Origin of the sequence: Pseudomonas violetae (genome assembly GCF_023072615.1) — a bacterium.
Taxonomy (GTDB): Bacteria; Pseudomonadota; Gammaproteobacteria; order Pseudomonadales; family Pseudomonadaceae; genus Aquipseudomonas; species Aquipseudomonas violetae.
This window is the reverse complement of the sequence record NZ_JAKNRW010000006.1, coordinates 14,223-40,214: the sequence shown is the minus strand read 5'-3', so window position 1 is coordinate 40,214 and position 25,992 is coordinate 14,223. Positions and strand designations below refer to the sequence as shown.

The following is a 25,992-nucleotide window of genomic DNA, read 5'->3' as shown; positions in this document are numbered from 1 at the left end:
GCGCCGTATCAGTCGGGTTATATGTCGACTGTCCTACCGCTTTCGCGAGCAAGCCCGCTCCCACATTTGCTTTGTGGAAACCTTTGAATGAAGCGTCTACTTGGCGCCTGCGCCCTGCTCTCCCTCCTGGCCGGCTGCGCCAGCAATGACATCGTCGATCCACACGGTTACGACAAAACCGGCACTGCGTCCTATTACGGCGCCAAACACCAAGGCAAACGCACCGCCAATGGCGAGCGTTTCAACAAGAACGCCCTGACCGCAGCCCATCGCCAACTACCCTTCGGTACGCGGGTGAAGGTTACCAACCTGAGCAACGACAAGTCTTGCGTGGTACGGATCAATGACCGCGGGCCACACACCCGTGGACGCCTGATTGATCTTTCCCAAGAGGCAGCCGCTCGCCTGGGTATGCTTAGAAGTGGAACCGCACGGGTTCGCGTGCAAGCCCTCGACGACTGACAGCTGGAGCGCCGACCATTTTCGGACTTGCAGATTTGCCCCTGATCGACGTCGTTGAATTGCTCGGCGGCCTGGTTCTACTGATCGCCGGCGCCGAGCTGATGGTGCGCGCCGCCGTGCGCTTGGCCGCGCGACTGCATGTTCGGCCGCTGATCATCGGCCTGACAATAGTCGCCCTCGGCAGCAGTGCGCCACAAATGGCTGTCAGCCTGCAGGCGACCCTGGCACAGAACGCCGACATCGCGGTGGGCAGCGTAATCGGCAGCAGCATTTTCAACATCCTGGTGACACTGGGTCTGTCGGCGCTGATTATCCCACTGCGGGTTTCCCGGCAATTGGTGCGCCTGGACATTCCCCTGATGATCGGTGCCAGCCTGCTGGTCTTCATACTCGCCTGGAACGAAGAGCTGACCCGCATCGACGGGATGTTGCTGCTGGCGGCGCTGATATTGTACCTGGGCCTGTTGCTGCGCCAGTCCCGTCATTCGGTGCGGCCGCCGCCCCACGATGAAACTCGCCAGGCGCCATGGTTCAGAAGCCTGCTGATGATCGTCGCCGGCCTGGCGATGCTGGTTTATGCCGCACACCTTCTACTGGGGGCCGCGGTCGCGGTCGCGACTGACCTGGGGCTCTCGGAACGGATCATCGGCCTTACTATCGTGGCCATCAGCACTTCCCTGCCGGAATTGGCCACATCGTTGATTGCGGCCTTGCGTGGCCAGCGTGAAATCGCCGTGGGCAACGTCATTGGCAGCAACCTGTTCAACCTGCTGGGCGTGCTCGGCATCACGGCGCTGATTGCTCCCACGCCCTTGTCGGTGTCGCCCAACGCCCTGGATTTCGACCTGCCGGTGATGCTTGGCGTCGCAGCGCTGTGCTTGCCCATCTTCTATTCCGGTTACCGGGTGACACGTGCCGAAGGCCTGGTTTTTCTGGGGCTGTACCTGGCCTACGGTCTGCATGTGGTGTCCTTCACCACCGGCATGCCCCTGGCCGGCAAACTTGAACATCTGATGCTGTTTTTCGTCCTGCCGGCACTGGTGGCGTTTGTGCTGTTCACGTCCCTGCTCGCCTGGCGTCGCCAACACCACAAAAAGGAAGTGCCATGACCGACAACAAAAAACCCGGCGTTGAAGTGCGCCGCCAAGTGATGGGGGATGCTTTCGTCGATCGCGCGCTGGGCAATGCCACTGACTTTACCCAGCCGCTGCAGGACTTCGTCAACGAACACGCGTGGGGTAGCGTTTGGAATCGCGAAGGCCTGCCCCTCAAAACCCGCAGCCTGATCACCCTCGCCGCGCTGACCGCACTCAAGTGCCCGCAGGAGTTGAAGGGGCATGTGCGCGGGGCTTTGAACAATGGCTGCACGGTGGAAGAGATTCGCGAGGCACTGCTGCATTGTGCAGTGTATGCAGGTGTGCCAGCAGCCATTGATGCGTTTCGGGCGGCGCAGGAAGTGATAGATAGCTACCAGAAGCCGGAGTGATTCGCCGGAATTGGCGATGACTGATCAGCCGCCTTCGCGAGCATGCCCGCTCCCACAAGGGAGCGCATTCCCAATGTGCGGGCTTGCTCGCGAAGAGGCCTTTTCCAACAATACAAATCCTGAAGTCAGATCCACCCACCCCACTGCAACAAAAAGATTCCGGCGTTGGTCGTCACCGCCGCCATCAGGGTCGTGATCACAATGATCGCCGCCGCTAGCTCATGGTTACCATTGGCCGCCCGGGCCATGACAAAACTGGCTGCAGCGGTCGGGCTGCCGAAGTACAGGAACAAAATCCCCAGCTCCGCCCCACGAAAACCCCATAACCACGCCCCCAGTGTCGCCAGCACCGGCAGGCCGATCATCTTGACCAGGCTGGAACTCAGCGCCATTGAGCCGCTTTTACGCATCGCCGCCAGCGAAAGGGTGCCGCCAATGCAGATCAGTGCCAGGGGCAACGTGGTCTGCGCCAGGTACTGGCCAGAGGTTTCCAGCCAGCCCGGCAAGCCGATTTTGAAATAGGCGAAAGGCGCTGCGGCAAATACGCTGATGATCAACGGGTTGATCATCACGCTCTTGCAGATACTCCAGGGGTCGGACTTAATCACCGGGCTATAGACCGCCAGGACGATGGTCGAAAGGGTGTTGTAGAACAGGATCACCAGCGCCGCGAGAATCGCGCCGAGGGAAATCCCGTAATCGCCGTACATGCTGGCCGCCAACGCCAGGCCGATCACTCCGTTGTTACCGCGAAACGCGCCTTGGGTGTAGATCCCGCGATCTTCCCGCGGACACTTCCAGATCGCCCACCCCCAGGCAATGGCAAAACACACCAGGGTCGCCACCGAGAAATAGATCAGCAGTGCCGGTTGCAGTGCGGCGTGCAGGTCGGCATGCAGGATGCCCAGAAACAGCAGTGCCGGCATGGTGACGTTAAAAACCAGGGCAGAGGCGGTGTGGATGAAGTTGTCGTTGATCCAGTCGATGCGCTTGAGCAGCACACCCAGAAACAGCATGGCAAACACCGGGGCGGTTATGTTCAGGGTTTCGAGGAAGATTGCCAGCATTCCGGGGTTAACCTTGGGTGGGCGTCGTTAGGTGGCTAATGATAAGCCACTGGGGACTTCGGCGTCTGGTCGAGCAGGTGATGAAAGACCTGTGGCGAGGGAGCTTGCTCCCGCTGGGGCGCGAAGCAGACCCAAAAGATGGGACTGCTACGCAGTCCAGCGGGAGCAAGCTCCCTCGCCACGCTCAGGTGATAGGCGCCGGGTTGAACAAGGTGATGTCGTTATGCAACTTGTGCTGCTCCGCCCATGTCTGCTTCTTGCCGCTGGCAACGTCCAGGTAGTAGTGAAACAACTCCCACCCAAGGTCCTCGATCGAAGCCCGTCCGGTGGCGATTCGCCCGGCATCGATATCAATGAGGTCCGGCCAGCGGTGCGCCAGTTCAGTCCGAGTCGATACCTTCACTACAGGCGCCATTGCCAAGCCATAAGGGGTACCACGCCCGGTGGTGAACACGTGCAGGTTCATCCCGGCCGCCAACTGCAAGGTCCCGCAAACAAAGTCACTGGCTGGGGTGGCGCAGAAAATCAGGCCTTTGCGCTTGAAACGTTCGCCAGGACCGAGTACGCCATTAATCGCGCTGCTGCCGGATTTGACGATCGAGCCCAACGACTTCTCGACAATGTTCGACAGCCCCCCCTTCTTGTTGCCCGGCGTAGTGTTGGCGCTGCGATCGGCTTCGCCCTTGGCCAGGTAACGGTCGTACCAGTCCATTTCCCGCACCAACTCCTGCGCCACTTCCTCGCTTTCAGCACGGGAGGTCAGCAGATAGATTGCGTCGCGCACTTCGGTGACTTCAGAGAACATCACCGTCGCACCGGCCCGCAGCAACAGGTCCGAGGCATAGCCCAGGGCCGGGTTGGCGGTGATCCCGGAAAACGCATCGCTGCCGCCGCACTGCATGCCCAGAATCAGCTCGGACGCCGGCACGGTTTCCCGGCGGCGCTGGTCGAGTTTTTTCAAGCGGGTCTCGGCCAGCGCCATGATCTGCTCAATCATCTCGTTGAACCCGTGACTCGAATCCTGCAGGCGGTACAACCACGGTTCGCTCAGGTCTACCGAACTGTCGCCCTCGTGCATCACTTGCCCGGCCTGCAACTTCTCGCAGCCCAGGCTAATCACCAGCGCCTCTCCACCCAAGTTCGGGTTACGCGCCAGGTTGCGCACGGTGCGGATGGGGATGTACGCATCGGTCGCGGTGATCGCCACGCCACAGCCGTAACTGTGGGTCAGCGCCACCACGTCGTCGACGTGCGGATACTTGGGCAGCAACTCGTCCTTGATGCGCTTGACCGCATGATCCAGCACCCCGGTGACGCACTGCACCGTGGTGGTGATGCCAAGAATATTGCGCGTGCCCACGGTGCCGTCGGCGTTGCGATAACCCTCGAAGGTAAAACCTTCGAGGGGTGCCTGCGCGGCCGGTACCTCAGTGGACAGCGGCAGGCTGTCCAGCGGTGGCGCGGTGGGCATGCGCAGTTGATCCTCATTGACCCAACGGCCCCGGGGAATCGGCTGCAACGCATAGCCAATGGTCTGACCGTAGCGAATCACCTGGCCACCCTCGGGAATGTCTTCCAGGGTGACCTTGTGGCTCTGCGGCACAAAGTCCAGGGTTACCAGACCGTCCGCAAACGCTGTGCCCGCCGGCACGCCCTGATCGTTAACCACCACGACCACGTTGTCCCGCTCGTTGAGGCGGATGTAGCGCGGCGAGTCGGAATGTTCAATCAACTGCATGACGCCGCTCCTCAGGAATGCGCTTGAGACAATTTATTATGAGTTTCAGGACCGCTCACCGGCGGTTCCTTGAGCACCACGCGCTTGATCGGACCGACGATCACCAGGTAGCTGAACACCGCAACCAGTGCGTTGCAACCGACGAACACCAGGGCCCATTTGAACGAGCCGGTGGAGCTGATGATGTAGCCAATCACGATCGGTGTGGTGATCGAGGCGATGTTACCGAAGGTGTTGAACAGGCCACCACTGAGACCGGCAATCTGCTTCGGCGAAGTGTCGGACACCACTGCCCAGCCCAGCGCACCTACGCCTTTGCCAAAGAAGGCCAGGGCCATGAAGCCCACGACCATCCATTCAACATCGACATAGTTGCACGCCACGATACTGCTGGAGACCAGCAAACCGGCAATGATCGGCGCCTTGCGGGCAAAGGTCAGGGAATGCCCTTTGCGCAGCAGGTAATCGGAAATCACTCCGCCAAGCACACCACCGATAAAGCCGCAGATGGCCGGCAGCGAGGCAATGAAACCGGCTTTGAGGATGGTCATGCCGCGTTCCTGCACCAGGTACACCGGAAACCAGGTCAGGAAGAAGTAGGTGATGCCGTTGATGCAATACTGGCCAAGGTAGACACCGAGCATCATGCGGTTGGTCAGCAACTGGCGGATGTAGTCCCACTTCGGGCCGTCAGTCTTGGCACCTTTGCCTTTGTCCTGATCCATGTCGACCATGCCGCCATTGTCGGCGATGTGCTTGAATTCGGCTTCGTTGATCATCGGGTGTTGACGCGGACTGTAGATCACTTTCAGCCAGACGCCCGAGAAGATGATGCCGATCACGCCCATCACGACGAACACGTGCTGCCAGCCGAAGCTGTAGACGATCCAACCCATCAGCGGCGCAAACAACACCGTGGCGAAGTATTGCGCCGAGTTGAAGATCGCCGAAGCGGTACCGCGTTCCGCCGTCGGGAACCAGGCCGCGACAATGCGGGCGTTGCCGGGGAAAGATGGCGCTTCGGCCAGGCCCACGAGGAAGCGCAGCATAAACAGCGCCACCACCGCCGTGGACATACCGAACTCGCCGACATAACCCTGCAGCACGGTAAACACCGACCAGGTCAAAATGCTCAATGCGTAGATTTTTTTCGAGCCGAAACGGTCCAGTAGCCAGCCACCGGGAATTTGCCCGGCCACGTAGGCCCAACCGAATGCAGAGAAGATATAGCCGAGGGTGACCGCGTCGATGCCTAGGTCTTTTTGCAGGCTGGAGCCCGCGATGGCGATGGTTGCCCGGTCGGCGTAGTTGATCGTGGTCACCAGGAAAAGCATGAGCAATATCAAATAGCGGACGTGGGTCGGCTTGGTCGCTTGCATGTAGATGTACTCCCACTGATTATTTTTATGCGGGTAATAACGGTGTTCTGTAGGCGCTGATTTCCTGTGGGAGCCGGGCTTGCCCGCGATGCAGGCACCGCGCAGTGTCAGTCACTTCGCGGTGATGCTATCGCTGGCAAGCCAGCTCCCACAGTTACAGCGGTGGATCAGGAACCAACGTAGGCAGTTTTCACGACCGTGTAGAACTCTTGCGCGTAGCGACCTTGCTCGCGGGATCCATAGGATGAACCTTTACGCCCGCCGAATGGCACGTGGTAATCCACGCCAGCCGTCGGCAGGTTGACCATCACCATCCCGGCCTGGGAGTGGCGCTTGAAGTGATTGGCGTACTTCAGCGAAGTGGTGGCGATACCCGCCGACAGACCGAACTCGGTGTCGTTAGCCATGGCCAGCGCGGCGTCGTAATCCGCCACCCGAACAACGTTAGCCACTGGGCCAAAAATCTCTTCGCGGCTGATGCGCATTGCGGCTTCGCTGTCGGCAAACAGGGTTGGCGCGAGGTAATAGCCTTCGGTATCACAGGTCACCAGGCCGCCGCCGCTGACCAGGCGCGCACCTTCGGACTGGCCGATGTCGATGTACTTCATGTCTTGCTCAAGCTGCGCCTGGGAGACCACCGGACCAATATCGGTGCCGGTTTTCAGCGCATGTCCAACCTTGATCGACTTCATGCGCTCGGCCATGGCGTCGACGAATTTGTCGTGAACCCCGGCAGTGACGATAAAGCGGCTCGAAGCGGTGCAACGTTGGCCGGTGGAGTAGAACGCGCTTTGCACCGACAGCTCGACCGCTTGCTTGAGATCGGCGTCGTCTAGGATGATCTGCGGATTCTTGCCTCCCATTTCCAGCTGCACTTTGGCCTGGCGTGACACGCAGCTGACAGCGATCTGACGACCCACATCCACCGATCCGGTGAAGCTGATGCCGTCGACTTTCGGGCTTTTCACCAGCGCATCGCCAACCACTCGACCGCTGCCCATCACCAGATTGAACACACCGGCCGGGAAGCCCGCGCGGGAGATGATTTCAGCCAGTGCCCAAGCGCAGCCCGGTACCAGGTCAGCGGGTTTGAGCACCACGCAGTTGCCATAGGCAAGGGCCGGGGCGACTTTCCAGGCAGGGATCGCGATCGGGAAATTCCACGGGGTGATCAGACCGACCACCCCTAAGGCTTCACGGGTCACTTCGACGTTGACACCAGGACGCACAGACGACAGGTAGTCACCGGACAGACGCAGGGTTTCACCGGCGAAAAACTTGAAGATATTGCCGGCCCGGGTCACTTCGCCGATGGCCTCAGGCAGGGTCTTGCCCTCTTCCCTGGCCAGCAGGGTGCCGAGTTCTTCGCGACGGGCGAGGATTTCAGTGCCCACTTTGTCCAGCGAATCGTGACGGGCCTGAATGCCCGAAGTAGACCAGCCCGCAAAAGCGGCACGAGCGGCGTCGATGGCAGCGTGGACCTGGGTCAGGTCGGCCTTGGCATACTCGCCGATGGTATCGGTCAGCTCGGACGGGTTGATGTTGACGCAGTAATCACTGCCGGCAACCCATTCGCCGTTGATGTAATTGTCGAAACGCTTTGAATCTGCCACGGATCTATCTCCTCACGCAAAAGGCCGCTGATTGCTCAGCGGCCCTGCTCAATCGATTGTTATTGCGCGCCCTGCTTGTCGATCAGCGCAGCCAGAGCTTCGTATTCTTCTGGCAGCAGATCGGTCAGCGGCGCACGCACAGGACCTGCGTCATAGCCGGCAATTTTTGCTCCGGCCTTGACGATGCTCACTGCGTAACCGGCTTTGCGATTACGAATGTCCAGGTAAGGCAGGAAGAAGTCGTCGATGATCTTGCCGACAGTGGCGTGATCCTCTCGGGCAATGGCGTGGTAGAAATCCATCGCGGTTTTCGGGATGAAGTTGAACACCGCCGAGGAATAGACCGGTACACCCAGTGCCTTGTACGCAGCGGCGTACACTTCGGCGGTCGGCAAACCACCCAGGTAGCTGAAACGGTCGCCGAGGCGGCGACGGATCGACACCATCAACTCGATGTCACCCAGGCCATCCTTGTAGCCGATCAGGTTCGGGCAGCGCTCGGCCAGGCGTTCCAGCAGCGGAGCGGTCAGGCGGCAGACGTTACGGTTGTAAATCACCACGCCAATGTTGACCGATTTGCACACGGCTTCAACGTGGGCGGCTACGCCGTCCTGGCTGGCTTCGGTGAGGTAGTGCGGCAGCAGCAACAGGCCTTTGGCGCCCAGTCGCTCGGCTTCTTGAGCGTATTCGATGGCCTGGCGGGTCGAGCCGCCAACACCCGCCAGAATCGGCACGCTGGTTTCACAGGTGTCGACGGCAGTCTTGATGATTTCCGAGTATTCGCTGGCGGCCAAGGAGAAGAACTCACCGGTGCCGCCTGCTGCGAACAATGCAGAGGCGCCGTATGGGGCTAGCCATTCAAGGCGCTTGATGTAACCCGCGCGATTGAAATCGCCCTGGGCATTAAAATCGGTGACCGGAAAAGACAGCAGGCCGGAAGAGAGGATGGACTTCAGTTCTTGTGGATTCATTATTCGAACACCCTGGGTAGCGACGTATGTGTTGTTGAGAAACCATTCAGCTTTTGCTGAGTTGTATGTCATCGTACAACTTAATAACTAATCGTCAACTGCATTTCATCGCCACTGGGTGACTTCTTGAGGAAACAGGCAGGAAGGTGCGCTCTCTGGGCTTTTGCCTCAGAGGTAGATGGTCGCAAGAGTCAAACTGATTTGGGATGGCGTCCACGAGGACTTTGGGAGCCGCGGCGCACAACATTTGAGCCCTGCCCCAGATGACAGTGGGCGTGAGCTTGCTAGCGATGGCGGTTTTTCCGCCACATCAATGTTGAATGTGCTGCCGACCTCGCGGGCAAGCCCGGCTCCCACAGGCGTGTTTACCCGCGCTGCGCCTCAGCCTCTTCATGAGCATGGCGCAGCCGCTCGCGGCTGTTGGTCAGGTGCAGGCGCATGGCGGCCCGCGCAGCATCGGAATCCTGGCGGGCGATGGCGTCGTAGATCTCTTCGTGCTCACGGCTCAGGCGGCTCATGTAGTGCTGCTGGTCGTCGTGGGCCAGGCGCGCCGAATTGAGGCGGGTGCGCGGAATGATACTGGTGCCCAAGTGCGTCATGATGTCGGTGAAGTAGCGGTTGCCGGTCGACAGCGCTATCTGCAGGTGGAACTGGAAATCCGAGGCCACGGCGTCGCTGGCATGGGCCGCACTTTCGTTCAGCGCATCGAGCGCGGCGCGCATCAAGGCCAACTGCTCGGCGCTGCGGCGTTGCGCAGCGAGGCCAGCGGACTCGACTTCGAGGCTGATGCGCAACTCCAGGATGGCCAGCACATCGCGCAGGGTGACCACGGTGGCGGGATCAATGCGAAAGCCGCTCGGGCTAGGAGTATCGAGCACAAAAGTGCCGATGCCATGGCGGGTTTCCACCTGCCCGGCCGCCTGCAACCGGGAAATCGCTTCGCGCACCACGGTGCGACTGACACCATGGGCGTCCATGATCGCCGATTCGGTCGGCAACTTGTCGCCGCGCTTAAGGTGGCCGTCGCGGATCTGCTCGGACAGCACCGTCACCAGTTCCTGAGCGAGGCTACGGCGCTTGCGAGGGAGACGTGGTGTGGCGATCGGGTTTTCCATGGTGAACATCGGTCTCGAAAAATTCGGTTGAAACCGCATCATAGCTCAACGCGGTTGTACGATCACCTCTACCCCTTGTAGGAGCGAGCTTGCTCGCGATGGTGGTCAACGATGACACGGGGCAACAGGTTTGCCGTCGCGCCCTCAAGACCATCGCAAGCACGCTCGCACCTACAGGGATATCGGCGCCTAAGCGGTGACGGGTTGCTCCACCAGATGGCCATTGTCGATACGCACATGCCGAGGATGGAAGCGTTTGAGGCTGCTGCGGTGGCCGACACTGACAATGCTCAAGCCCGGGATCTCATCGATCAGTGCCTGATACAGCGTTGCCTCGTCTTCTTCATCCATGGCCGAAGTCGCTTCGTCCATGTACAGCCATTGCGGTGCATAGAGCAATGCACGGGCGAAGGCGAGCCGCTGTTGTTCGCCTGGGGACAGCATGCGTTGCCAGTGATTGGGTTCGTCCAGGCGCGAAAGCAGATGTGGCAAACGGCAAACTTCCAGCACGTGAATGTAACGCTCCTCAGGATAAGTTTCGGCAACCTGCGGATAGCTCAGCGCTTCACGCAAAGTGCCAATCGGCAGATAGGGTTTTTGCGGCAGGAACAGGTACCGTTCGGCCGGCAGGCGGATGCTGCCATGGCCCCTGGGCCACAAATGCCCCATCGCCCGCAACAGCGTCGATTTACCGCTGCCGGAGCGACCACTGATCATCACCCGCTCACCCTCCTCCACCGTCATGTCGGCGTGAGACAGCAGGTGGCGACCATCAGCGAGATCCAGACCCAAGTTATGCACTTTCAACACCGAGCCCGAATTCTGCACGTCGATTGCCTGGGGTTTCAGCTCATTGTCGGTCATGGCCTCACGGAAGCTCAGCAGACGATCACACGTGGCACGCCAGGCGGCGAGGCTCTGGTAGGCACTGATAAACCAGCTGAAACTCTCTTGCACGTTACCGAACGCTGAGCTTATCTGCATTAGCTCCCCAAGCTCGATCTTGCCCGCGAAGTAGCGCGGTGCCGCGACCATGAATGGAAAGATGATGGCCGCCTGGCCATAACCGGCAGTGAAAAACGTCAAGCGTTTGGACACCTTCATGATGTCCCAGAAGTTATGCCAGACCAGGCCGAAGCGACTGCTCAAGCGCCGATTTTCATTGGGCTCGCCGTTATATAGCGCGATGCTTTCGGCATTTTCGCGAATCCGCACCATGGAGAAACGCAGGTCGGCTTCGAAGCGTTGCTGGTTGTTGTTCAGGCCAATCAGGCGCCGACCGATCAAATGCGTCAGCCAGCTGCCGATCACGGCATACACCAGTACGCACCAGAACATATAGCCGGGAATGGTAAAACCGTAGACGTCGATACTGCCCGACACCCCCCACAGGATGATCGAGAACGATACCAGGCTGACAATGTTGCGCAGCAGGCCAATCCCCAGCTCCAGGGTGTTCGAGGTGAAGCTGTTGAGATCCTCGGAAATCCGCTGATCCGGGTTATCGGTATAACCGCCTTGCTCCAGGTGGTAGTAGTTCTTGTGGCCCAGCCAGCGGGCGAAATGTTTTTCGGTCAGCCAGGCCCGCCAGCGGATGGTCAGCATTTGCGTCAGGTACTGCCGATAAACCGCGCCGACAATCGCAACGGCCGCGATCGCGCAGAAATACAGGATCAACCGCCAGAACGCCGCCTCATCCTTATGTTGCAGAGCGTTGTAAAAATCCTTGTACCAGGTGTTGAACCACACCGAAATGCCCACGCTGACCAGCGATAGAACAATCACGGCGATCAGCAGCGTCCAGGCCTTGCCCTTCTCTTCACTGCGCCAGTAAGGCGTGATCATCGTCCATACTTTGGAAAAGAACTGCCCGCGCACAGCATCATTGACCGCGGAGTACTCAGCGTTCTGATTCATGGAAAAAGCTCATGGGTAAAAAGAACAACACACGAACCGATCATAGATGATCAGCTCGTGTTGTAACGCAATGTGACAACAATTGTTCAGCGGGGGTTCAGCGGGGGTTCAGCGGCGGACAGGACGCTTCTGCAATTTGCGCTGCAAGGTGCGCCGATGCATGCCCAGGGCGCGGGCAGTGGCGGAGATGTTGCCTTCGTGTTCGGTGAGCACTCGCTGGATGTGTTCCCACTGCAAGCGGTCCACCGACATCGGGTTTTCCGGGACCAAGGTGTCGAGGTCGGCGTGCTCGGATAGCAGGGCGGCGAGTACGTCGTCAGCATCGGCCGGTTTGCACAGGTAATTGCAGGCGCCGCGCTTGATCGCCTCGACAGCGGTGGCAATGCTCGAGTAACCGGTGAGGATCACTACGCGCATTTCGGGGTCCAGTTCCAGCAGCTTGGGCAACAGCACCAGGCCGGAATCGCCGTCCATTTTCAGATCCAGCGCGGCGTAATCCGGCAGATCGGCCTGGGCGATGGTCAGGCCTTCTTCGGCGGAACCGGCGGTGCTGACACGAAAGCCACGACGGGCCATGGCACGGGCCATCACCCGGGTAAAGGTTGCGTCGTCGTCTACCAGCAGCAAATGCGGGAGTTCTTCGCCCTCGCCTTCGACTTGGATATCGTCACTCATGTTCGTCTCCTCGGGCGACACGGGGCAGGCGCAGCTCGGTGAGCGTGCCGCCTTCCTCATGACTATAGAGTTTCACTGAGCCGCCGGCGCGTGTCACGCTGGCCTTGCTCAAAAACAGGCCCAGGCCGAAACCTTTGCCCTTGGTGGTAAAAAACGGTTTGCCGATCTGTTCGGCGATGGCCAACGGCACACCGGCGCCGTGGTCGCGGATGCTGATGGTCAAGTCCTCGGCATTCCAGTCCAGCGTCACCTGCAACCCTTCGGGGCAGGCGTCGGCGGCGTTGTTCAGCAGGTTCAGCAGCGCCTGGGTCAGGTCCGGCGGTGGCGCCATGCGTGGCACAGTGCCCTGGCCGAGACGCTGGAAGCGATAACTGGCTTCGGGGCGCATCAGGTGCCAGCGGTTCAGCGCTTCGTCCAGCCAATCGGTGACATCCTGCATTTCCACGGCCAAGCGGCGATTGGCTTCGGCGGCGCGCACCAGTTGCTGCAAGGTTTCTTTGCAGAGTTTGACCTGATCCTGCAGCACCTTCAGATCATCCTGCAACATCGGGTCTGGATGATCCTGCTGCATCTCTTTTAGCAGCACGCTCATGGTTGCCAATGGCGTGCCCAGCTCGTGGGCGGCGCCTGCAGCCTGTGTTGCGACGGCCAGCAATTGCTGGTCGCGCAGCCCTTCCTCACGACGGATGGCGCGCAGCTCTTCCTGACGACGCAGTTCCTCGGCCATGCGCGCGGCGAAAAAGGTGATCACTGCGGCGGCCAGGGCGAAGCTCAGCCACATCCCGTAGACCTGCAGGTTTTCCCGGGCGATGGGGAACGTCTGCAAGGGATAGAAACGCGCCAGCAGCAGGGTGTACATGGTCAGTGCGATGCCGGACAGGATCACTGAATAGCGCCACGGCAACGTCACGGCGGCGATGGTCAGCGGCACCAGGTAGTAGGAAACGAAGGGGTTGGTCGAACCACCGGAGAAATACAGCAGCGCACTGTGGATAAACAGGTCGCAGGCCAGCTGCACGGCGTATTCGAGTTCAGTGACCGGCCAGGAGGTGCGCAGGCGAATCGCCGTGAACGCGCACAGCAACATTGAGCAGCCGAGAGTCGCGGCCAGCTGAAACCAGGGTAGCGGCAGCAGGTCGAGCCAGTAGGCCAGGCCCACGGAGCCAGCCTGGGCGGCGAGTACCAAAGTGCGGATGAACGTCAGCCGCCAGAGGTTCTGGCGAGTCGCGGAAGTGATTTGGACGGGGGCGAGCATGAGCTCTCCTGATGAGCGCTCCAGGCGGATCGCCGGGAGTATAACCAAGCGCGGGGGCTGGCAGGCAAAAGTGCGGCAAACGGCCACATGGCAGAATTGGTTGTGGCGTCTATAAGACCGCCATCGCGGGCAAGCCACGCTCCCACATTTGAATGCATTCCCCTGTGGAAGCGTGGCTTGCCCGCGATGGGTCGCGCAGCGGCCCTCTGCGATCTATCTGTATGGAAGTTGTAACTGGGCGAACCAGATCATTAAAGCTAGAGTCTGATGGATTCACGCAGGCTCGGACCTTAACCCCTGCGCACCGTCCAAGGAGTTTTCATGCACACTTTCCGCCGCAGCGCCGCCCTTCTTGCCCTTAGCGTTGGCACCGTCGTCAGCCTCCCGGCCCTGGCCGCCGACGATCTTCACTACAACCAGATTTCCCTGCGTGCCGAAGTCAGCCAGGAAGTGGCCCGCGACCTGATGATCGTGACCCTCTACACAGAAGAACAGAACACCGACCCGGCCAAACTAGCCGCCGGCATCAGCACCACCATGAACAAGGCACTGGCCCAGGCCAAGCAGGTCAAGGACATCACCCTGCGCCAGGGCAGCCGCAACAGCTATCCGATCTACGACACCAAGGGCCAGAACATCACCGGCTGGCGCGAACGTGCCGAACTGCGCCTGGAAAGCTCCGATTTCGCCGCCCTGTCGAAGCTGACCGGCGAACTGCTGACGGACCTGAAAATGGCCGGCATGGACTTCGCCATCGCGACACCAACGCGCAAGACCAGTGAAGACGCACTGCTCAAGGACGCCGTCAGCGCCTTCAAGGCCCGCGCCCAACTGGCAACTGACGCCTTGGGCGGCAAGGGCTACAAGATCGTCAACCTGAACCTCAACAGCAACGGTTATCCACAACCGTACATGCGCGGCCCGATGATGATGAAAGCCGCCGCCATGGACGCCGCGCCGGTGACCCCGGAAGTTGAGGCTGGCACCAGCCAGGTCAGTATGACGGCGGATGGGTCGATTGAAGTGTTGATGCCTTGATCAACTAGCCGCGCCACAGCTCCTACGCGGAATATGCCAAATACGCCGATGGCGTGGGTATAAATAAGTAACACCGCGCGCCAACCGGGTGCACCTCAGCCCCCGGTTGCTCCACGCAGGTGCGCGAATTGCACCGAAAAAAACCTGCGCAAACGGTCAAATGCGCGTGGAATTACACATATGCGACATTAAGGTACGTTCGTGCCACTGTTTAATGCTTGTGGCCCCCCTGCATCTTGCATTGGGTATGGCCCCTGCATAAGTATCCGCAGGCACGACTCACGAGGTCGTCCTCTAATTCCAAAAATGACAACAAATCATGAGGCCACCATGCTCAAACACGCGGTCATTCCGTTTTTAGTCGGCGCCAGCTTGTTAGCTGCCGCACCTTTCGCCCAAGCGGCGACTAACCTGGTGTTCTGCTCCGAAGGGAGCCCGGCCGGTTTTGATCCTGGTCAGTACACCACCGGAACCGACTTCGACGCCTCTGCAGAAACCATTTTCAACCGCCTGACCCAGTTCGAGCGCGGCGGCACCGCCGTGATTCCTGGCCTGGCTACCAGCTGGGACATCGCTGATGATGGCCTGACGTATACCTTTCACCTGCGTGAAGGCGTGAAGTTCCACACCACTCCGTACTTCAAGCCGACTCGTGAGTTCAACGCCGACGACGTGCTGTTCACTTTTAATCGCATGATTAACAAGGACGACCCGTTCCGCAAAGCGTATCCGACCGAATTCCCGTACTTCACCGACATGGGGATGGATACCAACATCACCAAGATCGATAAAGTCGACGATCACACCGTCAAATTCACGTTGAAAGAAGTCGACGCAGCGTTCATCCAGAACATGGCCATGAGCTTCGCCTCGCTGCAATCCGCCGAGTACGCTGCCCAGCTGTTGAAGGAAGGCAAGCCTGCCGACATCAATCAGAAACCTGTCGGCACCGGCCCGTTCGTGTTCAAGAGCTACCAGAAAGACTCCAACATCCGCTACACCGGGAACAAGGACTACTGGAAGCCTGAAGACGTCAAGATCGACAACCTGATCTTCGCTATCACCACCGACCCGTCGGTACGTATCCAGAAGCTGAAGAAGAACGAGTGCCAGGTCACTCTGTTCCCGCGTCCGGCTGACCTCAAGGCGCTGAAGGAAGACAAGGCGCTGAAGATGCCTGACCAGGCTGGTTTCAATCTGGGCTATATCGCTTACAACGTGATGGACAAGGTCAAGGGCAGCAACGAGCCAAACCCGCTGGCCGACCTGCGCGTTCGTCAGGCACTGGACATGGCTGTCAACAAACCGCAGATCATCGACTCGGTTTACCAGGGCGCAGGCCAACTGGCCGTCAACGCCATGCCGCCGACCCAATGGTCCTACGACACCACTATCAAGGACGCCAAGTACGACCCGGAGAAAGCCAAGGAGCTGCTCAAGGAAGCCGGCGTCAAGGAAGGTACCGAAATCGTCCTATGGGCGATGCCGGTGCAGCGTCCGTATAACCCGAACGCCAAGCTGATGGCCGAAATGCTCCAGTCCGACTGGAAGAAAATCGGTTTGAACGTGAAGATCACCAGCTACGAATGGGGCGAGTACATCAAACGCTCCAAAGGCGGCGAGAACCAGGCGATGATCATCGGCTGGAGCGGTGACAATGGTGATCCGGACAACTGGCTCAACGTGTTGTTTGGTTGCGACTCGCTGAGTGGCAACAACTTTTCGAAATGGTGCGACAAGAAATTCGACGACCTTGTCAAGGAAGCCAAGCGCACCACCGACCAAGGCAAGCGCACCGAACTGTACAAACAGGCACAACACGTCCTCAAGGACGCTGTTCCAATGACACCTATCGCTCACTCGACGGTGTATCAACCCATGCGCGCCAACGTGCAGGATTTCAAGATCAGCCCATTTGGCTTGAACTCCTTCTACGGCGTCAGCGTCAGCAAATAAGGTTCCACAACGGCGACGTCCATGACGTCGCCGTTGTTGTATCCACCGAGCACGTAGGAAATAGCCTACATCCAAGTCCGACGCTGGACACAGCTTCGGGGTAGGACGCGTCGACTTTTCCTACGAGCATTTAGGACTCCGCGCATTTACTGCCGGCCCGATGGCTCATACCGTCGGAGTTCGACCAGCTCATGCGTGGGCTCTCGGTTTTGCTGTACGTAAATGGATTGCGCTCGACAAGACCTCGACGTCCCTGACGGGGCAGCGGCTTGTCGAAAATACTTAGAGAACAGAGGGAGCGTCATGCGCCATACCTTGGTTTTATCCGCATTGCTGGGCACCGGTCTGCTGGCCGCTACGTCCATCAGCCACGCTGCCAGTGACAGCCTGGTGTTCTGCTCCGAAGGCAGCCCCGCTGGCTTCGATACCGCGCAGTACACCACCGCAACCGACAACGACGCCGCCGAACCGCTGTACAACCGCTTGGCAGAGTTCGAAAAAGGCGCGACCAATGTCGTACCGGGCCTGGCCACCCGCTGGGATATTTCCGAAGACGGCCTGAAGTACACCTTCCACCTGCGTGAAGGAGTGAAATTTCATACCACCAAGTATTTCACCCCGAGCCGTGATTTTAATGCCGACGACGTGCTGTTCACTTTCAACCGCATGCTCGATCCGCAGCAGCCATTCCGTAAGGCCTATCCAACCGAATTCCCGTATTTCAACGGGATGAGCCTGGACAAAAACATCGCCAAGGTCGAAAAGACCGGGCCGCTAACCGTGGTCATGACGCTCAACAGCGTCGACGCCGCGTTCATCCAGAACATCGCGATGAGCTTCGCCGCCATCCTGTCCGCCGAATACGCCGACAAGCTGCTGGCAGATGGCAAACCGAGCGACATCAACCAGAAGCCGATCGGCACCGGGCCGTTCGCGTTCAAGAGTTACCAGAAAGACTCCAACATCCGCTACACCGGCAACAAGGACTACTGGGACCCGAGCCGGGTCAAACTCGACAACCTGATTTTCGCTATCAACACCGACGCTTCGGTGCGGGTACAGAAACTCAAGGCCAACGAGTGCCAGATCACGTTGCACCCCCGCCCTGCCGACGTCGCTGCGCTGAAGAACGACCCGAAACTCAAGCTCATCGAGAAGCCTGGGTTCAACCTCGGCTACATCGCCTACAACGTTCGACACAAGCCGCTCGACCAGCTTGAGGTACGCCAGGCGCTGGACATGGCCGTGAACAAGCAAGGCATTCTCAACGCCGTGTACCAGGGCGCCGGGCAACTGGCGGTCAACGCCATGCCGCCGACCCAGTGGTCCTACGACGAGACTATCAAGGACGCCGCCTACAACCCGGAAAAAGCCCGGGAATTGCTCAAGGCCGCGGGCGTCAAGGAAGGCACCGAAATTACCCTGTGGGCCATGCCCGTGCAGCGACCTTACAACCCCAACGCCAAGTTGATGGCCGAGATGCTCCAGGCTGACTGGGCGAAAATCGGCCTCAAGGTGAAGATCGTCAGCTACGAATGGGGCGAGTACATCAAGCGCACCAAGAATGGCGAGCACGACATCAGCCTGATTGGCTGGACCGGTGACAACGGGGACCCGGACAACTGGCTCGGCACGCTTTACAGCTGTGATGCCATAGGTGGCAACAACTACTCCATGTGGTGTGATCCGGCTTACGACAAGCTGATCAAGCAGGCCAAGATCGTCACCGATCGCGACCAGCGCACCGTGCTTTACAAACAGGCGCAGCAATTGCTCAAGCAGCAGGTGCCGATCACGCCAGTCGCCCACTCGACGGTCAACCAGCCGTTGAGCGCCAAAATCGAAGGGTTCAAGGTCAGTCCTTTCGGTCGTAACGTGTTCTCGGGTGTCAGCATAGAAAAATAACCGATTAGCTGAAAATCGCTGGGGGCGGATTCCGCCCTCAAGCAAGCGTATTGCCTGGATTCGCCGATCAGGCGTGGTGCAAACGTTTGCTAAGCGCCAAATGAGTTCCAAACCAAATAGCCGGACCACAAAAAAAGGCCGGTATAAAAAAAGAAACCAAGGAGCTTCACCCATGAAACTGAGCAGCACCGCGTTATTGGCCCTGGCCATCAGTAGCATCACCGCCACGGCTTATGCCGAGACTCAGAGCCAGGAATTCACCCCGGTAACGGTCAACACCAAAAGCGCTCAAGCTGAAGCTACGGGCTTCGTCGAAGGCCAGTCCATCAGCGGCACTACCCGCAACTGGTATGCCAACGAACAGCTGAAGCGTGGTGGTAAGTTCGCCTACAAGAAAGACGGCGTTTCGACCCCGACTGATCGCCGGATCAACTGGGTCCAAGGCACCATCATCAAGTACAACTCCGGCTTCACCGAAGGCACCGTAGGCTTCAGCACTGAAGTCGCCGCCTACAACGCTATTGCGCTGGAGCGTGATCGCGAGAACCTGGCATCCAACAATGGTGGCGCACCGGGCACTCGTCCAGGCGCGGGCAACAACCGCACCCTGACCCGCGAAGGCGGCGAAGCTCAAGGCCAATGGAGCAAGCTCGGCCTGGCCAACGTCAAGGCTCGCGTCTCCAACACCACCCTGACCGCCGGCCGCATGAACTTCAGCAGCCCGCAGGTCGACGTCATCGGTAACCGTGCCCTGCCGTCGAGCTTCGAAGGCATCGCGATCCACAGCGAAGAACTGAACAACCTGTCGTTCGACCTGGCTACCTTCGATCGCAACTCACCGCGTACCGAAGAAAGCCTGAGCAAGTTCCGCTCCGAATACGGCGACTCCAGCGCCGAAGCCGATCACGTCAACACCGCCGGCATCACCTACCAGCCATTCGCCAGCCTGACCACCAGCCTCTGGGGCACCCAGGCCGAAGACCTGTGGAACCAGTACTACTTCGGCGCCAGCCACGTGCTGGGCGACAGCTCGGTACTGAGCCTGACCACCGGCCTGAACTACTACAAGACCGTCGACGAAGGCAAAAAACTGCTGGGCGAAATCGACAACGACACCTACTCCCTGTCGCTCGGCCTGACCCACCAGGCCCACAGCCTGACCTTCTCGTACCAGGAAGTGAACGGTAACGAGTACTTCGACTACCTGCACGAAACCAACGGCATCTACCTGGCCAACTCCCTGCTGTCGGACTTCAACGGCCCGAACGAGAAGTCTTTCCAGATCGCCTACGGCCTGAACATGGCCGAATACGGCGTGCCAGGCCTGAAGTTCAACATCTACCAGGCTCGCGGCTGGGGCATCGACGGCACTCACTACAAGGGTGGCGGCTACGACGGCGTGCAGGTTATGGACGGCGAAACCCACTACGAATACGGCATTGGCACTTCGTACGCAGTGCAGAGCGGCCCGCTCAAGGCCACCGCTATTCGCGCGACGTACACCGCGCACCGCGCCAGCGAAAACCAGGCTGATGGCAGCATCAACGAGTTCCGTCTCGTGACCACCATCCCGTTCAACATTCTGTAATGCACCTGCCCAACGGCTGACTCAGCGATGAATCGGCCGTTCGGCTTTTGTCTTTCAACAAATTGCAGAGGGTTCTTGATGAACATGCTTCCCCTACGTGCGGCCATTGCGGCTGCGTTGCTGAGTGTCGCTGTCGGCGTCTCGGCCAAGCCCCTGGTGGTGTGTACCGAAAACAGTCCGGAAGGCTTCGACACGGCCCTGTACACGACTGCAGTAACAGCCGACGCCGCAGCCGAGACCCTCTTCAATCGGCTGGCGGACTTCAAGCCTGGCACCACCGAAGTGATTCCGGCGCTGGCTGAATCCTGGGACATCAGCGAAGACGGCCTGAGCTACACGTTCCACCTGCGCAAAGGCGTCAAGTTTCACACCACCGAATATTTCAAGCCGACCCGGGACATGAATGCCGATGACGTGGTTTGGAGCTTCCAGCGCCAACTGGACCCGAATCATCCATGGCACAAACAATCGAGCGTCGGCTTCCCGTACTTTGAAAGCATGGGCTTCAAGGAACTGCTCAAAAGCGTCGAGAAAATTGACGACACCACTGTCAAGTTCACCCTGACCCGTCGCGAAGCACCGTTCCTGGCCGACATCGCCATGGCGTTCGCCTCGATCTACTCCGCCGAGTACGCCGACCAGTTGCTCAAGGCCAACAAGCTGGGCGACCTCAACAACAAGCCAGTGGGCACCGGCCCGTTTGTGTTCCAGCGCTACAACAAGGACGCCCAGGTCCGTTTCAAGGCCAACCCGGACTACTTCCGTGGCAAGCCACCGGCCGACGCACTGATCCTGGCCATCGCCACCGACAACAACGTGCGCCTGCAAAAACTCAAGGCCAACGAGTGCCAGATCGCCCTCTACCCGAAACCGGACGACATCCCAAGCATCAAGAAAGACACCAACCTCAAGGTTGATGAGCTCAACGCGATGACTGTTTCCTACATCGCCATGAACACTTCGCACAAATACATGAGCGATGTGCGGGTGCGCAAAGCCATCGACATCGCCTTCGACAAGGAAGCGGCGGTCAACGCGCTGTTTGGCAAGGGCAATGCTACCGTGGCGGTCAACCCGTACCCAGACACCCTGCTGGGCTACAACCACAAGCTGACCAATCCGCCCCGGGACCTGGACAAGGCACGCGCCCTGCTCAAGGCAGCAGGCGTGCCGCAAGGCACCGTGTTTACCCTGTTCACCCGTAATGGCGGCGGCGCGACCAACCCCAATCCGATGCTCGCCGCGCAGATGATGCAGGCTGACCTGGCCAAGATCGGCATCAAGCTCGACATCCGCGTCATGGAGTGGGGCGAAATGCTCAAGCGCGCAAAAAATGGCGAGCACGACATGGTGGCGGCCGGATGGGCGGGTGATAACGGCGACCCGGATAACTTCCTGACGCCTATGCTCAGTTGCGAGGCTGCCAAAAACGGCGAAAATTACGCCCGCTGGTGCAACGAAAAGTTTCAGGCCCTGCTCGACGAAGCCCGGGTCAAAGTGAACCCCGATGAACGTGCGGCGCTCTATGAGCAGGCACAGGAGATTTTCAATCAGGATCAACCCTGGATCGCCCTGGCCCACACCCGCATGTTTACCGCAATGCGCAAGAACGTAGAGGGCTATCACATCAGCCCTCTCACCACGAATAACTTCGCCACCACCCAGGTGAAGTAGATAAGAAAACTCCCGGTGTCCCTGACTCCAGGGACACCAGGCACGCCTAACCGGCTGATGAGGTACACCACAAGATGTTTAGTTTTATTGCCCGCCGATTGGGGTTATTGATCCCCACATTCTTCGGCATCACCTTGCTGACTTTCGCGTTGATTCGCATGATCCCAGGCGACCCGGTGGAAGTCATGATGGGCGAACGCAGAGTCGACCCGGAAATGCATGCTCAGGCAATGGAACGCCTAGGTCTGAACAAACCCCTGTATGCCCAATACCTGGATTACATTGGCAAACTGGCTCAAGGCGATCTCGGCGAATCTTTGCGCACCCGAGAAAGCGTCTGGACTGAATTCACTTCACTCTTCCCCGCGACCCTGGAACTGTCCATGGCCGCCCTGCTGTTCGCCGGCATCCTGGGCCTTCTGGCCGGGGTGATCGCGGCACTCAAGCGAGGATCCCTGTTCGACCATGGGGTGATGGGCATCTCCCTGGCGGGATATTCGATGCCGATCTTCTGGTGGGGCCTGATCCTGATCATGTTCTTCTCGGTGTCCCTGGGCTGGACTCCAGTGTCGGGGCGGATCGACCTGCTCTACGACATCGAGCCGCGTACCGGCTTCATGCTGATCGACACGCTGCTGGCCGATGATGTCGGTGCGTTCCTCGATGCGCTGCACCACTTGATCCTGCCGGCCATCGTGCTCGGCACCATCCCGCTGGCGGTGATCGCGCGGATGACCCGCTCCTCGATGCTCGAAGTACTGCGCGAGGACTACATCCGCACCGCCCGCGCCAAAGGCCTGTCGCCAGCGCGCGTGGTGTTCGTGCATGGTCTGCGCAACGCACTGATTCCGGTGCTGACCGTGGTCGGCCTGCAAGTCGGCACTCTGCTGGCCGGCGCGGTCTTGACCGAAACTATCTTCTCCTGGCCCGGCATCGGCAAATGGCTGATTGAAGCCATTGGCGCGCGGGACTATCCCGTGGTGCAGAACGGCATCCTGTTAATCGCCTGCCTGGTGATTCTGGTCAACTTCGTGGTGGATATCCTCTACGGCTTTGCCAACCCACGCATCCGTCATCAGCGCTGAGATCATGACCATGACCACTCCAACTCCAACGGTAGCAGTCGATCAAAGCCTGCTGTATCCGTCCCCGTACAAAGAATTCTGGCAAGCCTTCTCCAAGAACAAAGGTGCCGTTGCCGGCCTGATGTTCATGTTGCTGGTGATTTTCTGCGCACTGTTCGCCCCCTGGGTGGCACCGCACAACCCGAGCGAGCAATACCGCGACTTCCTGCTGACCCCGCCAGTCTGGCTGGAAGGTGGGCAGATGCAATTTCTGCTCGGTACCGATGAACTGGGTCGAGACCTGCTGTCGCGACTGATCCAGGGCTCGCGTTTGTCCCTGCTGATCGGCTTGTCGTCGGTGGTGATGTCGCTCATTCCAGGGATTCTCCTGGGTCTGTTCGCCGGGTTCTTCCCGCGCTTGCTCGGCCCGACCATCATGCGTCTGATGGACATCATGCTGGCGCTGCCGTCGCTGCTGCTGGCCGTGGCGATTGTCGCCATCCTCGGCCCTGGCCTGATCAACACCGTGATCGCCATCGCCGTGGTCTCCCTGCCGTCCTATGTTCGTCTGACCCGCGCTGCGGTGATGGGCGAACTGAACCGCGACTACGTGACCGCCGCGCGCCTGGCGGGTGCCGGTCTACCACGCCTGATGTTCATCACCGTGCTGCCCAACTGCATGGCACCGCTGATCGTCCAGGCAACCTTGAGCTTCTCTTCGGCGATTCTCGATGCGGCGGCACTGGGCTTCCTCGGCCTTGGCGTACAACCGCCAACCCCTGAGTGGGGCACCATGCTGGCTTCGGCTCGCGACTATATCGAACGCGCCTGGTGGGTGGTCAGTCTGCCCGGCTTGACCATTTTGCTCAGCGTGCTGGCAATCAACTTGATGGGTGACGGCTTGCGCGATGCGCTGGACCCGAAACTCAAGAACGCCGCCTGAGGAGATTCAAATGTCATTGCTAGAAATCAAGAATCTCAACGTTCGCTTCGGCGACAAGAACGCCGTTCCGGTGGTCGACGGGCTCGACATTTCCGTGGACAAGGGTGAAGTACTGGCCATCGTTGGCGAGTCTGGTTCGGGTAAATCCGTGACCATGATGGCGCTGATGGGCCTGATCGAGCATCCAGGCATCGTCACCGCCGACGCACTGAATTTCGACGGCAAGAACATGCTCAAGCTCAGCAACCGTCAGCGTCGGCAAATCGTCGGCAAAGACCTGGCCATGGTCTTTCAGGACCCGATGACCGCGCTGAACCCGAGCTACACCGTCGGTTTCCAGATCGAAGAAGTACTGCGCCTGCACCTGAAAATGTCCGGCAAGCAAGCGCGTAAACGCGCCATCGAACTGCTGGAAAAAGTTGAAATTCCGGGCGCTGCCAGTCGTATGGACGCCTACCCGCACCAATTGTCCGGAGGCATGAGCCAGCGTGTCGCGATCGCCATGGCCATTGCCGGCGAGCCGAAACTGCTGATCGCCGACGAGCCGACCACGGCCCTCGACGTTACGATTCAAGCGCAGATCATGGAGCTGCTGCTGGCCCTGCAGAAAGAGCAGAACATGGGCCTGGTGCTGATTACCCATGACCTCGCGGTCGTTGCCGAAACGGCCCAGCGCGTATGCGTGATGTACGCAGGGCAAGCGGTCGAAGTCGGCCAGGTGCCGCAACTGTTCGACATCCCCGCCCACCCGTACAGCGAAGCGCTGCTCAAGGCCATTCCGGAACACAGCCTCGGCGCCGCGCGCCTGTCCACGCTGCCGGGCATCGTCCCCGGTCGTTACGACCGCCCGCAGGGTTGCCTGCTGTCGCCGCGCTGCCCTTATGTGCAAGAAAATTGCCGTACCCAGCGTCCAGCCCTTGACCCGAAAAGCAACAGCCTCGCCCGCTGCTTCTACCCGCTGAATCAGGAGGTGGCGTAATGGCCGTCGTACTTACCGCCCGCGACCTGACCCGTCACTATGAAGTGTCCCGTGGCCTGTTCAAGGACCATGCGACCGTACGCGCCCTGAACGGTGTGTCGTTCGAACTGGAAGCCGGCAAGACCCTCGCTGTCGTGGGTGAATCGGGTTGCGGCAAGTCCACCCTGGCGCGTGCGTTGACGCTGATCGAGGAGCCGTCTTCCGGCTCCTTGAAAATCGCCGGGCAAGAAGTCACCGGTGCTGACAAGGCTCAGCGCAAGCAACTGCGCAAAGACGTGCAGATGGTGTTCCAAAGCCCGTACGCGTCGTTGAACCCGCGGCAGAAAATCGGCGACCAACTCGGCGAACCGCTGCTGATCAACACCAACCTGAGCGCCGCCGAACGTCGCGAGAAAGTCCAGGCGATGATGAAGCAGGTGGGGTTGCGCCCCGAGCATTACCAGCGCTACCCGCACATGTTCTCCGGCGGTCAACGCCAGCGGATCGCCCTTGCTCGAGCGATGATGTTGCAGCCTAAGGTGTTGGTGGCGGACGAACCCACCTCGGCACTGGACGTATCGATCCAGGCCCAGGTGCTGAACCTGTTCATGGACCTGCAACAGGAGTTCAACACGGCCTACGTGTTCATCTCCCACAACCTGGCGGTGGTGCAACACGTCGCCGATGACGTGATGGTGATGTACCTCGGTCGCCCGGTGGAAATCGGTCCGAAGAACGACATCTACGCCCGCCCACTACACCCCTACACCCAGGCGCTGCTGTCGGCGACCCCGACCATTCACCCGGACCCGAACAAGCCGAAGATCAAGATCGTCGGCGAACTCCCCAACCCGCTGAACCCGCCGTCGGGCTGCGCTTTCCACAAGCGCTGCCCGTACGCGACCGAGCGTTGCAGCACGGAAGAGCCGGCGTTGCGGTTGCTGGATAATCGGCAGGTGGCTTGCCATTACGCCGAGCAGTTCCTCGACGGCGCGGCATGACAGTGGACTAAAAAACCTGTGGGAGCGGGCTTGCCCGCGATAGCGTCCCGCCAGTCGACGTTAATGTCACTGCGGTATCGCCATCGCGGGCAAGCCCGCTTCCACAGGGTCATGTACTGGTTGTTCAAGAACCCCCTTCTACCTCGACTGTGTGCATGTCGGAGTGAAGGGGTTTTCTTTTGCCCGG

21 protein-coding genes and 1 pseudogene are annotated in these 25,992 nt (G+C 59.6%); 13 read left to right on the top strand and 9 right to left on the bottom strand.

Annotation, left to right across the window (positions count from 1 at the left end):
- Nucleotides 1-87 precede the first annotated feature (87 nt).
- From L9059_RS10415 to L9059_RS10405, 3 genes are read left to right on the top strand one after another with little or no spacing between them, the layout of a single operon-like run.
- The gene (locus tag L9059_RS10415) at nucleotides 88-462 is read left to right on the top strand and encodes a septal ring lytic transglycosylase RlpA family protein (protein WP_247290630.1); all 375 of its coding nucleotides are present in this window, start codon (nucleotides 88-90) and stop codon (nucleotides 460-462) included.
- 44 nt (nucleotides 463-506) lie between these two features.
- The gene (locus L9059_RS10410) at nucleotides 507-1,571 is read left to right on the top strand and encodes a calcium/sodium antiporter (protein ID WP_345894323.1); all 1,065 of its coding nucleotides are present in this window, start codon (nucleotides 507-509) and stop codon (nucleotides 1,569-1,571) included.
- Complete coding sequence (locus tag L9059_RS10405; protein WP_247290628.1) at nucleotides 1,568-1,948, top strand: carboxymuconolactone decarboxylase family protein; 381 nt, start codon at nucleotides 1,568-1,570, stop codon at nucleotides 1,946-1,948. Before L9059_RS10410 ends, L9059_RS10405 begins: the two co-directional genes overlap by 4 nt.
- Before the next feature lie 125 nt (nucleotides 1,949-2,073).
- Here the strand turns inward: L9059_RS10405 and L9059_RS10400 are convergent, their stop codons facing one another.
- Nucleotides 2,074-3,015 (bottom strand): AEC family transporter, encoded by a 942-nt coding sequence (locus L9059_RS10400; protein WP_247290626.1) that lies wholly within the window; start codon nucleotides 3,013-3,015, stop codon nucleotides 2,074-2,076.
- Nucleotides 3,016-3,092: 77 nt separating this feature from the next.
- On the opposite strand from L9059_RS10400, the pseudogene L9059_RS30905 reads away from it, so the two are divergent.
- Nucleotides 3,093-3,197, top strand: a pseudogene (locus L9059_RS30905) (N-acetyltransferase); the annotation flags it as partial.
- Nucleotides 3,198-3,199: 2 nt separating this feature from the next.
- Here L9059_RS30905 and garD read toward each other — a convergent pair.
- From garD to L9059_RS10360, 8 genes are all read right to left on the bottom strand, one after another.
- Entirely contained in the window at nucleotides 3,200-4,753 is a 1,554-nt protein-coding gene (gene garD / locus L9059_RS10395; RefSeq protein WP_247290625.1) for a galactarate dehydratase, read from the bottom strand.
- Nucleotides 4,754-4,764: 11 nt separating this feature from the next.
- Nucleotides 4,765-6,132 carry an MFS transporter gene (locus tag L9059_RS10390; RefSeq protein ID WP_247290623.1) on the bottom strand — a complete coding sequence of 456 codons (1,368 nt, stop codon included), beginning with the start codon at nucleotides 6,130-6,132 and terminating at the stop codon, nucleotides 4,765-4,767.
- Between the two features lie 167 nt (nucleotides 6,133-6,299).
- Complete coding sequence (locus L9059_RS10385; protein WP_247290620.1) at nucleotides 6,300-7,745, bottom strand: aldehyde dehydrogenase family protein; 1,446 nt, start codon at nucleotides 7,743-7,745, stop codon at nucleotides 6,300-6,302.
- A 59-nt stretch (nucleotides 7,746-7,804) separates the two neighbouring features.
- Nucleotides 7,805-8,716 (bottom strand): 5-dehydro-4-deoxyglucarate dehydratase, encoded by a 912-nt coding sequence (gene kdgD / locus L9059_RS10380; protein ID WP_247290619.1) that lies wholly within the window; start codon nucleotides 8,714-8,716, stop codon nucleotides 7,805-7,807.
- A gap of 365 nt (nucleotides 8,717-9,081) precedes the next feature.
- Nucleotides 9,082-9,831 carry a FadR/GntR family transcriptional regulator gene (locus L9059_RS10375; RefSeq protein WP_205940042.1) on the bottom strand — a complete coding sequence of 250 codons (750 nt, stop codon included), beginning with the start codon at nucleotides 9,829-9,831 and terminating at the stop codon, nucleotides 9,082-9,084.
- A gap of 189 nt (nucleotides 9,832-10,020) precedes the next feature.
- A complete protein-coding gene (locus tag L9059_RS10370; RefSeq protein ID WP_247290616.1) occupies nucleotides 10,021-11,748 on the bottom strand; it encodes an ABC transporter ATP-binding protein/permease in 1,728 nt (575 codons plus the stop codon).
- A 108-nt stretch (nucleotides 11,749-11,856) separates the two neighbouring features.
- Nucleotides 11,857-12,423 carry a response regulator transcription factor gene (locus L9059_RS10365; RefSeq protein ID WP_045061485.1) on the bottom strand — a complete coding sequence of 189 codons (567 nt, stop codon included), beginning with the start codon at nucleotides 12,421-12,423 and terminating at the stop codon, nucleotides 11,857-11,859.
- Nucleotides 12,416-13,678 (bottom strand): ATP-binding protein, encoded by a 1,263-nt coding sequence (locus L9059_RS10360; RefSeq protein ID WP_247290614.1) that lies wholly within the window; start codon nucleotides 13,676-13,678, stop codon nucleotides 12,416-12,418. The genes L9059_RS10365 and L9059_RS10360 overlap by 8 nt, the downstream gene beginning before the upstream one ends.
- A 321-nt stretch (nucleotides 13,679-13,999) precedes the next feature.
- Between L9059_RS10360 and L9059_RS10355 the strand changes: the two genes are divergently transcribed.
- From L9059_RS10355 to L9059_RS10315, 9 genes are all read left to right on the top strand, one after another.
- Nucleotides 14,000-14,716 (top strand): SIMPL domain-containing protein, encoded by a 717-nt coding sequence (locus tag L9059_RS10355; RefSeq protein ID WP_247290611.1) that lies wholly within the window; start codon nucleotides 14,000-14,002, stop codon nucleotides 14,714-14,716.
- 330 nt (nucleotides 14,717-15,046) lie between these two features.
- Nucleotides 15,047-16,672, top strand: coding sequence for an ABC transporter substrate-binding protein (locus L9059_RS10350; protein WP_247290609.1), 1,626 nt, complete (start codon nucleotides 15,047-15,049; stop codon nucleotides 16,670-16,672).
- 303 nt (nucleotides 16,673-16,975) lie between these two features.
- Nucleotides 16,976-18,577 (top strand): ABC transporter substrate-binding protein, encoded by a 1,602-nt coding sequence (locus L9059_RS10345; RefSeq protein WP_247290607.1) that lies wholly within the window; start codon nucleotides 16,976-16,978, stop codon nucleotides 18,575-18,577.
- Nucleotides 18,578-18,749: 172 nt separating this feature from the next.
- Entirely contained in the window at nucleotides 18,750-20,165 is a 1,416-nt protein-coding gene (locus L9059_RS10340) for an OprD family porin (protein ID WP_247290605.1), read from the top strand.
- A gap of 78 nt (nucleotides 20,166-20,243) precedes the next feature.
- Entirely contained in the window at nucleotides 20,244-21,839 is a 1,596-nt protein-coding gene (locus tag L9059_RS10335) for an ABC transporter substrate-binding protein (protein ID WP_247290603.1), read from the top strand.
- Between the two features lie 74 nt (nucleotides 21,840-21,913).
- Complete coding sequence (locus L9059_RS10330) at nucleotides 21,914-22,924, top strand: ABC transporter permease subunit (protein ID WP_247290602.1); 1,011 nt, start codon at nucleotides 21,914-21,916, stop codon at nucleotides 22,922-22,924.
- A 10-nt stretch (nucleotides 22,925-22,934) separates the two neighbouring features.
- The gene (locus L9059_RS10325) at nucleotides 22,935-23,846 is read left to right on the top strand and encodes an ABC transporter permease subunit (RefSeq protein WP_247290601.1); all 912 of its coding nucleotides are present in this window, start codon (nucleotides 22,935-22,937) and stop codon (nucleotides 23,844-23,846) included.
- Between the two features lie 10 nt (nucleotides 23,847-23,856).
- Nucleotides 23,857-24,825: an ABC transporter ATP-binding protein gene (locus L9059_RS10320; protein ID WP_247290600.1), complete on the top strand. Its 969-nt coding sequence runs from the start codon at nucleotides 23,857-23,859 to the stop codon at nucleotides 24,823-24,825.
- Complete coding sequence (locus tag L9059_RS10315) at nucleotides 24,825-25,805, top strand: peptide ABC transporter ATP-binding protein (protein ID WP_247290599.1); 981 nt, start codon at nucleotides 24,825-24,827, stop codon at nucleotides 25,803-25,805. Before L9059_RS10320 ends, L9059_RS10315 begins: the two co-directional genes overlap by 1 nt.
- The last annotated feature ends 187 nt before the right edge of the window (nucleotides 25,806-25,992 follow it).

Bases quoted from the DNA above. Each gene is read 5' to 3' on its own strand.
- L9059_RS10415 (WP_247290630.1), top strand. From the start codon at position 88: ATGAAGCGTCTACTTGGCGCCTGCGCCCTGCTCTCCCTCCTGGCCGGC.
- L9059_RS10405 (WP_247290628.1), top strand. From the start codon at position 1,568: ATGACCGACAACAAAAAACCCGGCGTTGAAGTGCGCCGCCAAGTGATG.
- L9059_RS10400 (WP_247290626.1), bottom strand. From the start codon at position 3,015: ATGCTGGCAATCTTCCTCGAAACCCTGAACATAACCGCCCCGGTGTTT.
- garD (WP_247290625.1), bottom strand. From the start codon at position 4,753: ATGCAGTTGATTGAACATTCCGACTCGCCGCGCTACATCCGCCTCAAC.
- L9059_RS10390 (WP_247290623.1), bottom strand. From the start codon at position 6,132: ATGCAAGCGACCAAGCCGACCCACGTCCGCTATTTGATATTGCTCATG.
- kdgD (WP_247290619.1), bottom strand. From the start codon at position 8,716: ATGAATCCACAAGAACTGAAGTCCATCCTCTCTTCCGGCCTGCTGTCT.
- L9059_RS10375 (WP_205940042.1), bottom strand. From the start codon at position 9,831: ATGGAAAACCCGATCGCCACACCACGTCTCCCTCGCAAGCGCCGTAGC.
- L9059_RS10370 (WP_247290616.1), bottom strand. From the start codon at position 11,748: ATGAATCAGAACGCTGAGTACTCCGCGGTCAATGATGCTGTGCGCGGG.
- L9059_RS10365 (WP_045061485.1), bottom strand. From the start codon at position 12,423: ATGAGTGACGATATCCAAGTCGAAGGCGAGGGCGAAGAACTCCCGCAT.
- L9059_RS10360 (WP_247290614.1), bottom strand. From the start codon at position 13,678: ATGCTCGCCCCCGTCCAAATCACTTCCGCGACTCGCCAGAACCTCTGG.
- L9059_RS10355 (WP_247290611.1), top strand. From the start codon at position 14,000: ATGCACACTTTCCGCCGCAGCGCCGCCCTTCTTGCCCTTAGCGTTGGC.
- L9059_RS10350 (WP_247290609.1), top strand. From the start codon at position 15,047: ATGCTCAAACACGCGGTCATTCCGTTTTTAGTCGGCGCCAGCTTGTTA.
- L9059_RS10345 (WP_247290607.1), top strand. From the start codon at position 16,976: ATGCGCCATACCTTGGTTTTATCCGCATTGCTGGGCACCGGTCTGCTG.
- L9059_RS10340 (WP_247290605.1), top strand. From the start codon at position 18,750: ATGAAACTGAGCAGCACCGCGTTATTGGCCCTGGCCATCAGTAGCATC.
- L9059_RS10335 (WP_247290603.1), top strand. From the start codon at position 20,244: ATGAACATGCTTCCCCTACGTGCGGCCATTGCGGCTGCGTTGCTGAGT.
- L9059_RS10330 (WP_247290602.1), top strand. From the start codon at position 21,914: ATGTTTAGTTTTATTGCCCGCCGATTGGGGTTATTGATCCCCACATTC.
- L9059_RS10325 (WP_247290601.1), top strand. From the start codon at position 22,935: ATGACCACTCCAACTCCAACGGTAGCAGTCGATCAAAGCCTGCTGTAT.
- L9059_RS10320 (WP_247290600.1), top strand. From the start codon at position 23,857: ATGTCATTGCTAGAAATCAAGAATCTCAACGTTCGCTTCGGCGACAAG.
- L9059_RS10315 (WP_247290599.1), top strand. From the start codon at position 24,825: ATGGCCGTCGTACTTACCGCCCGCGACCTGACCCGTCACTATGAAGTG.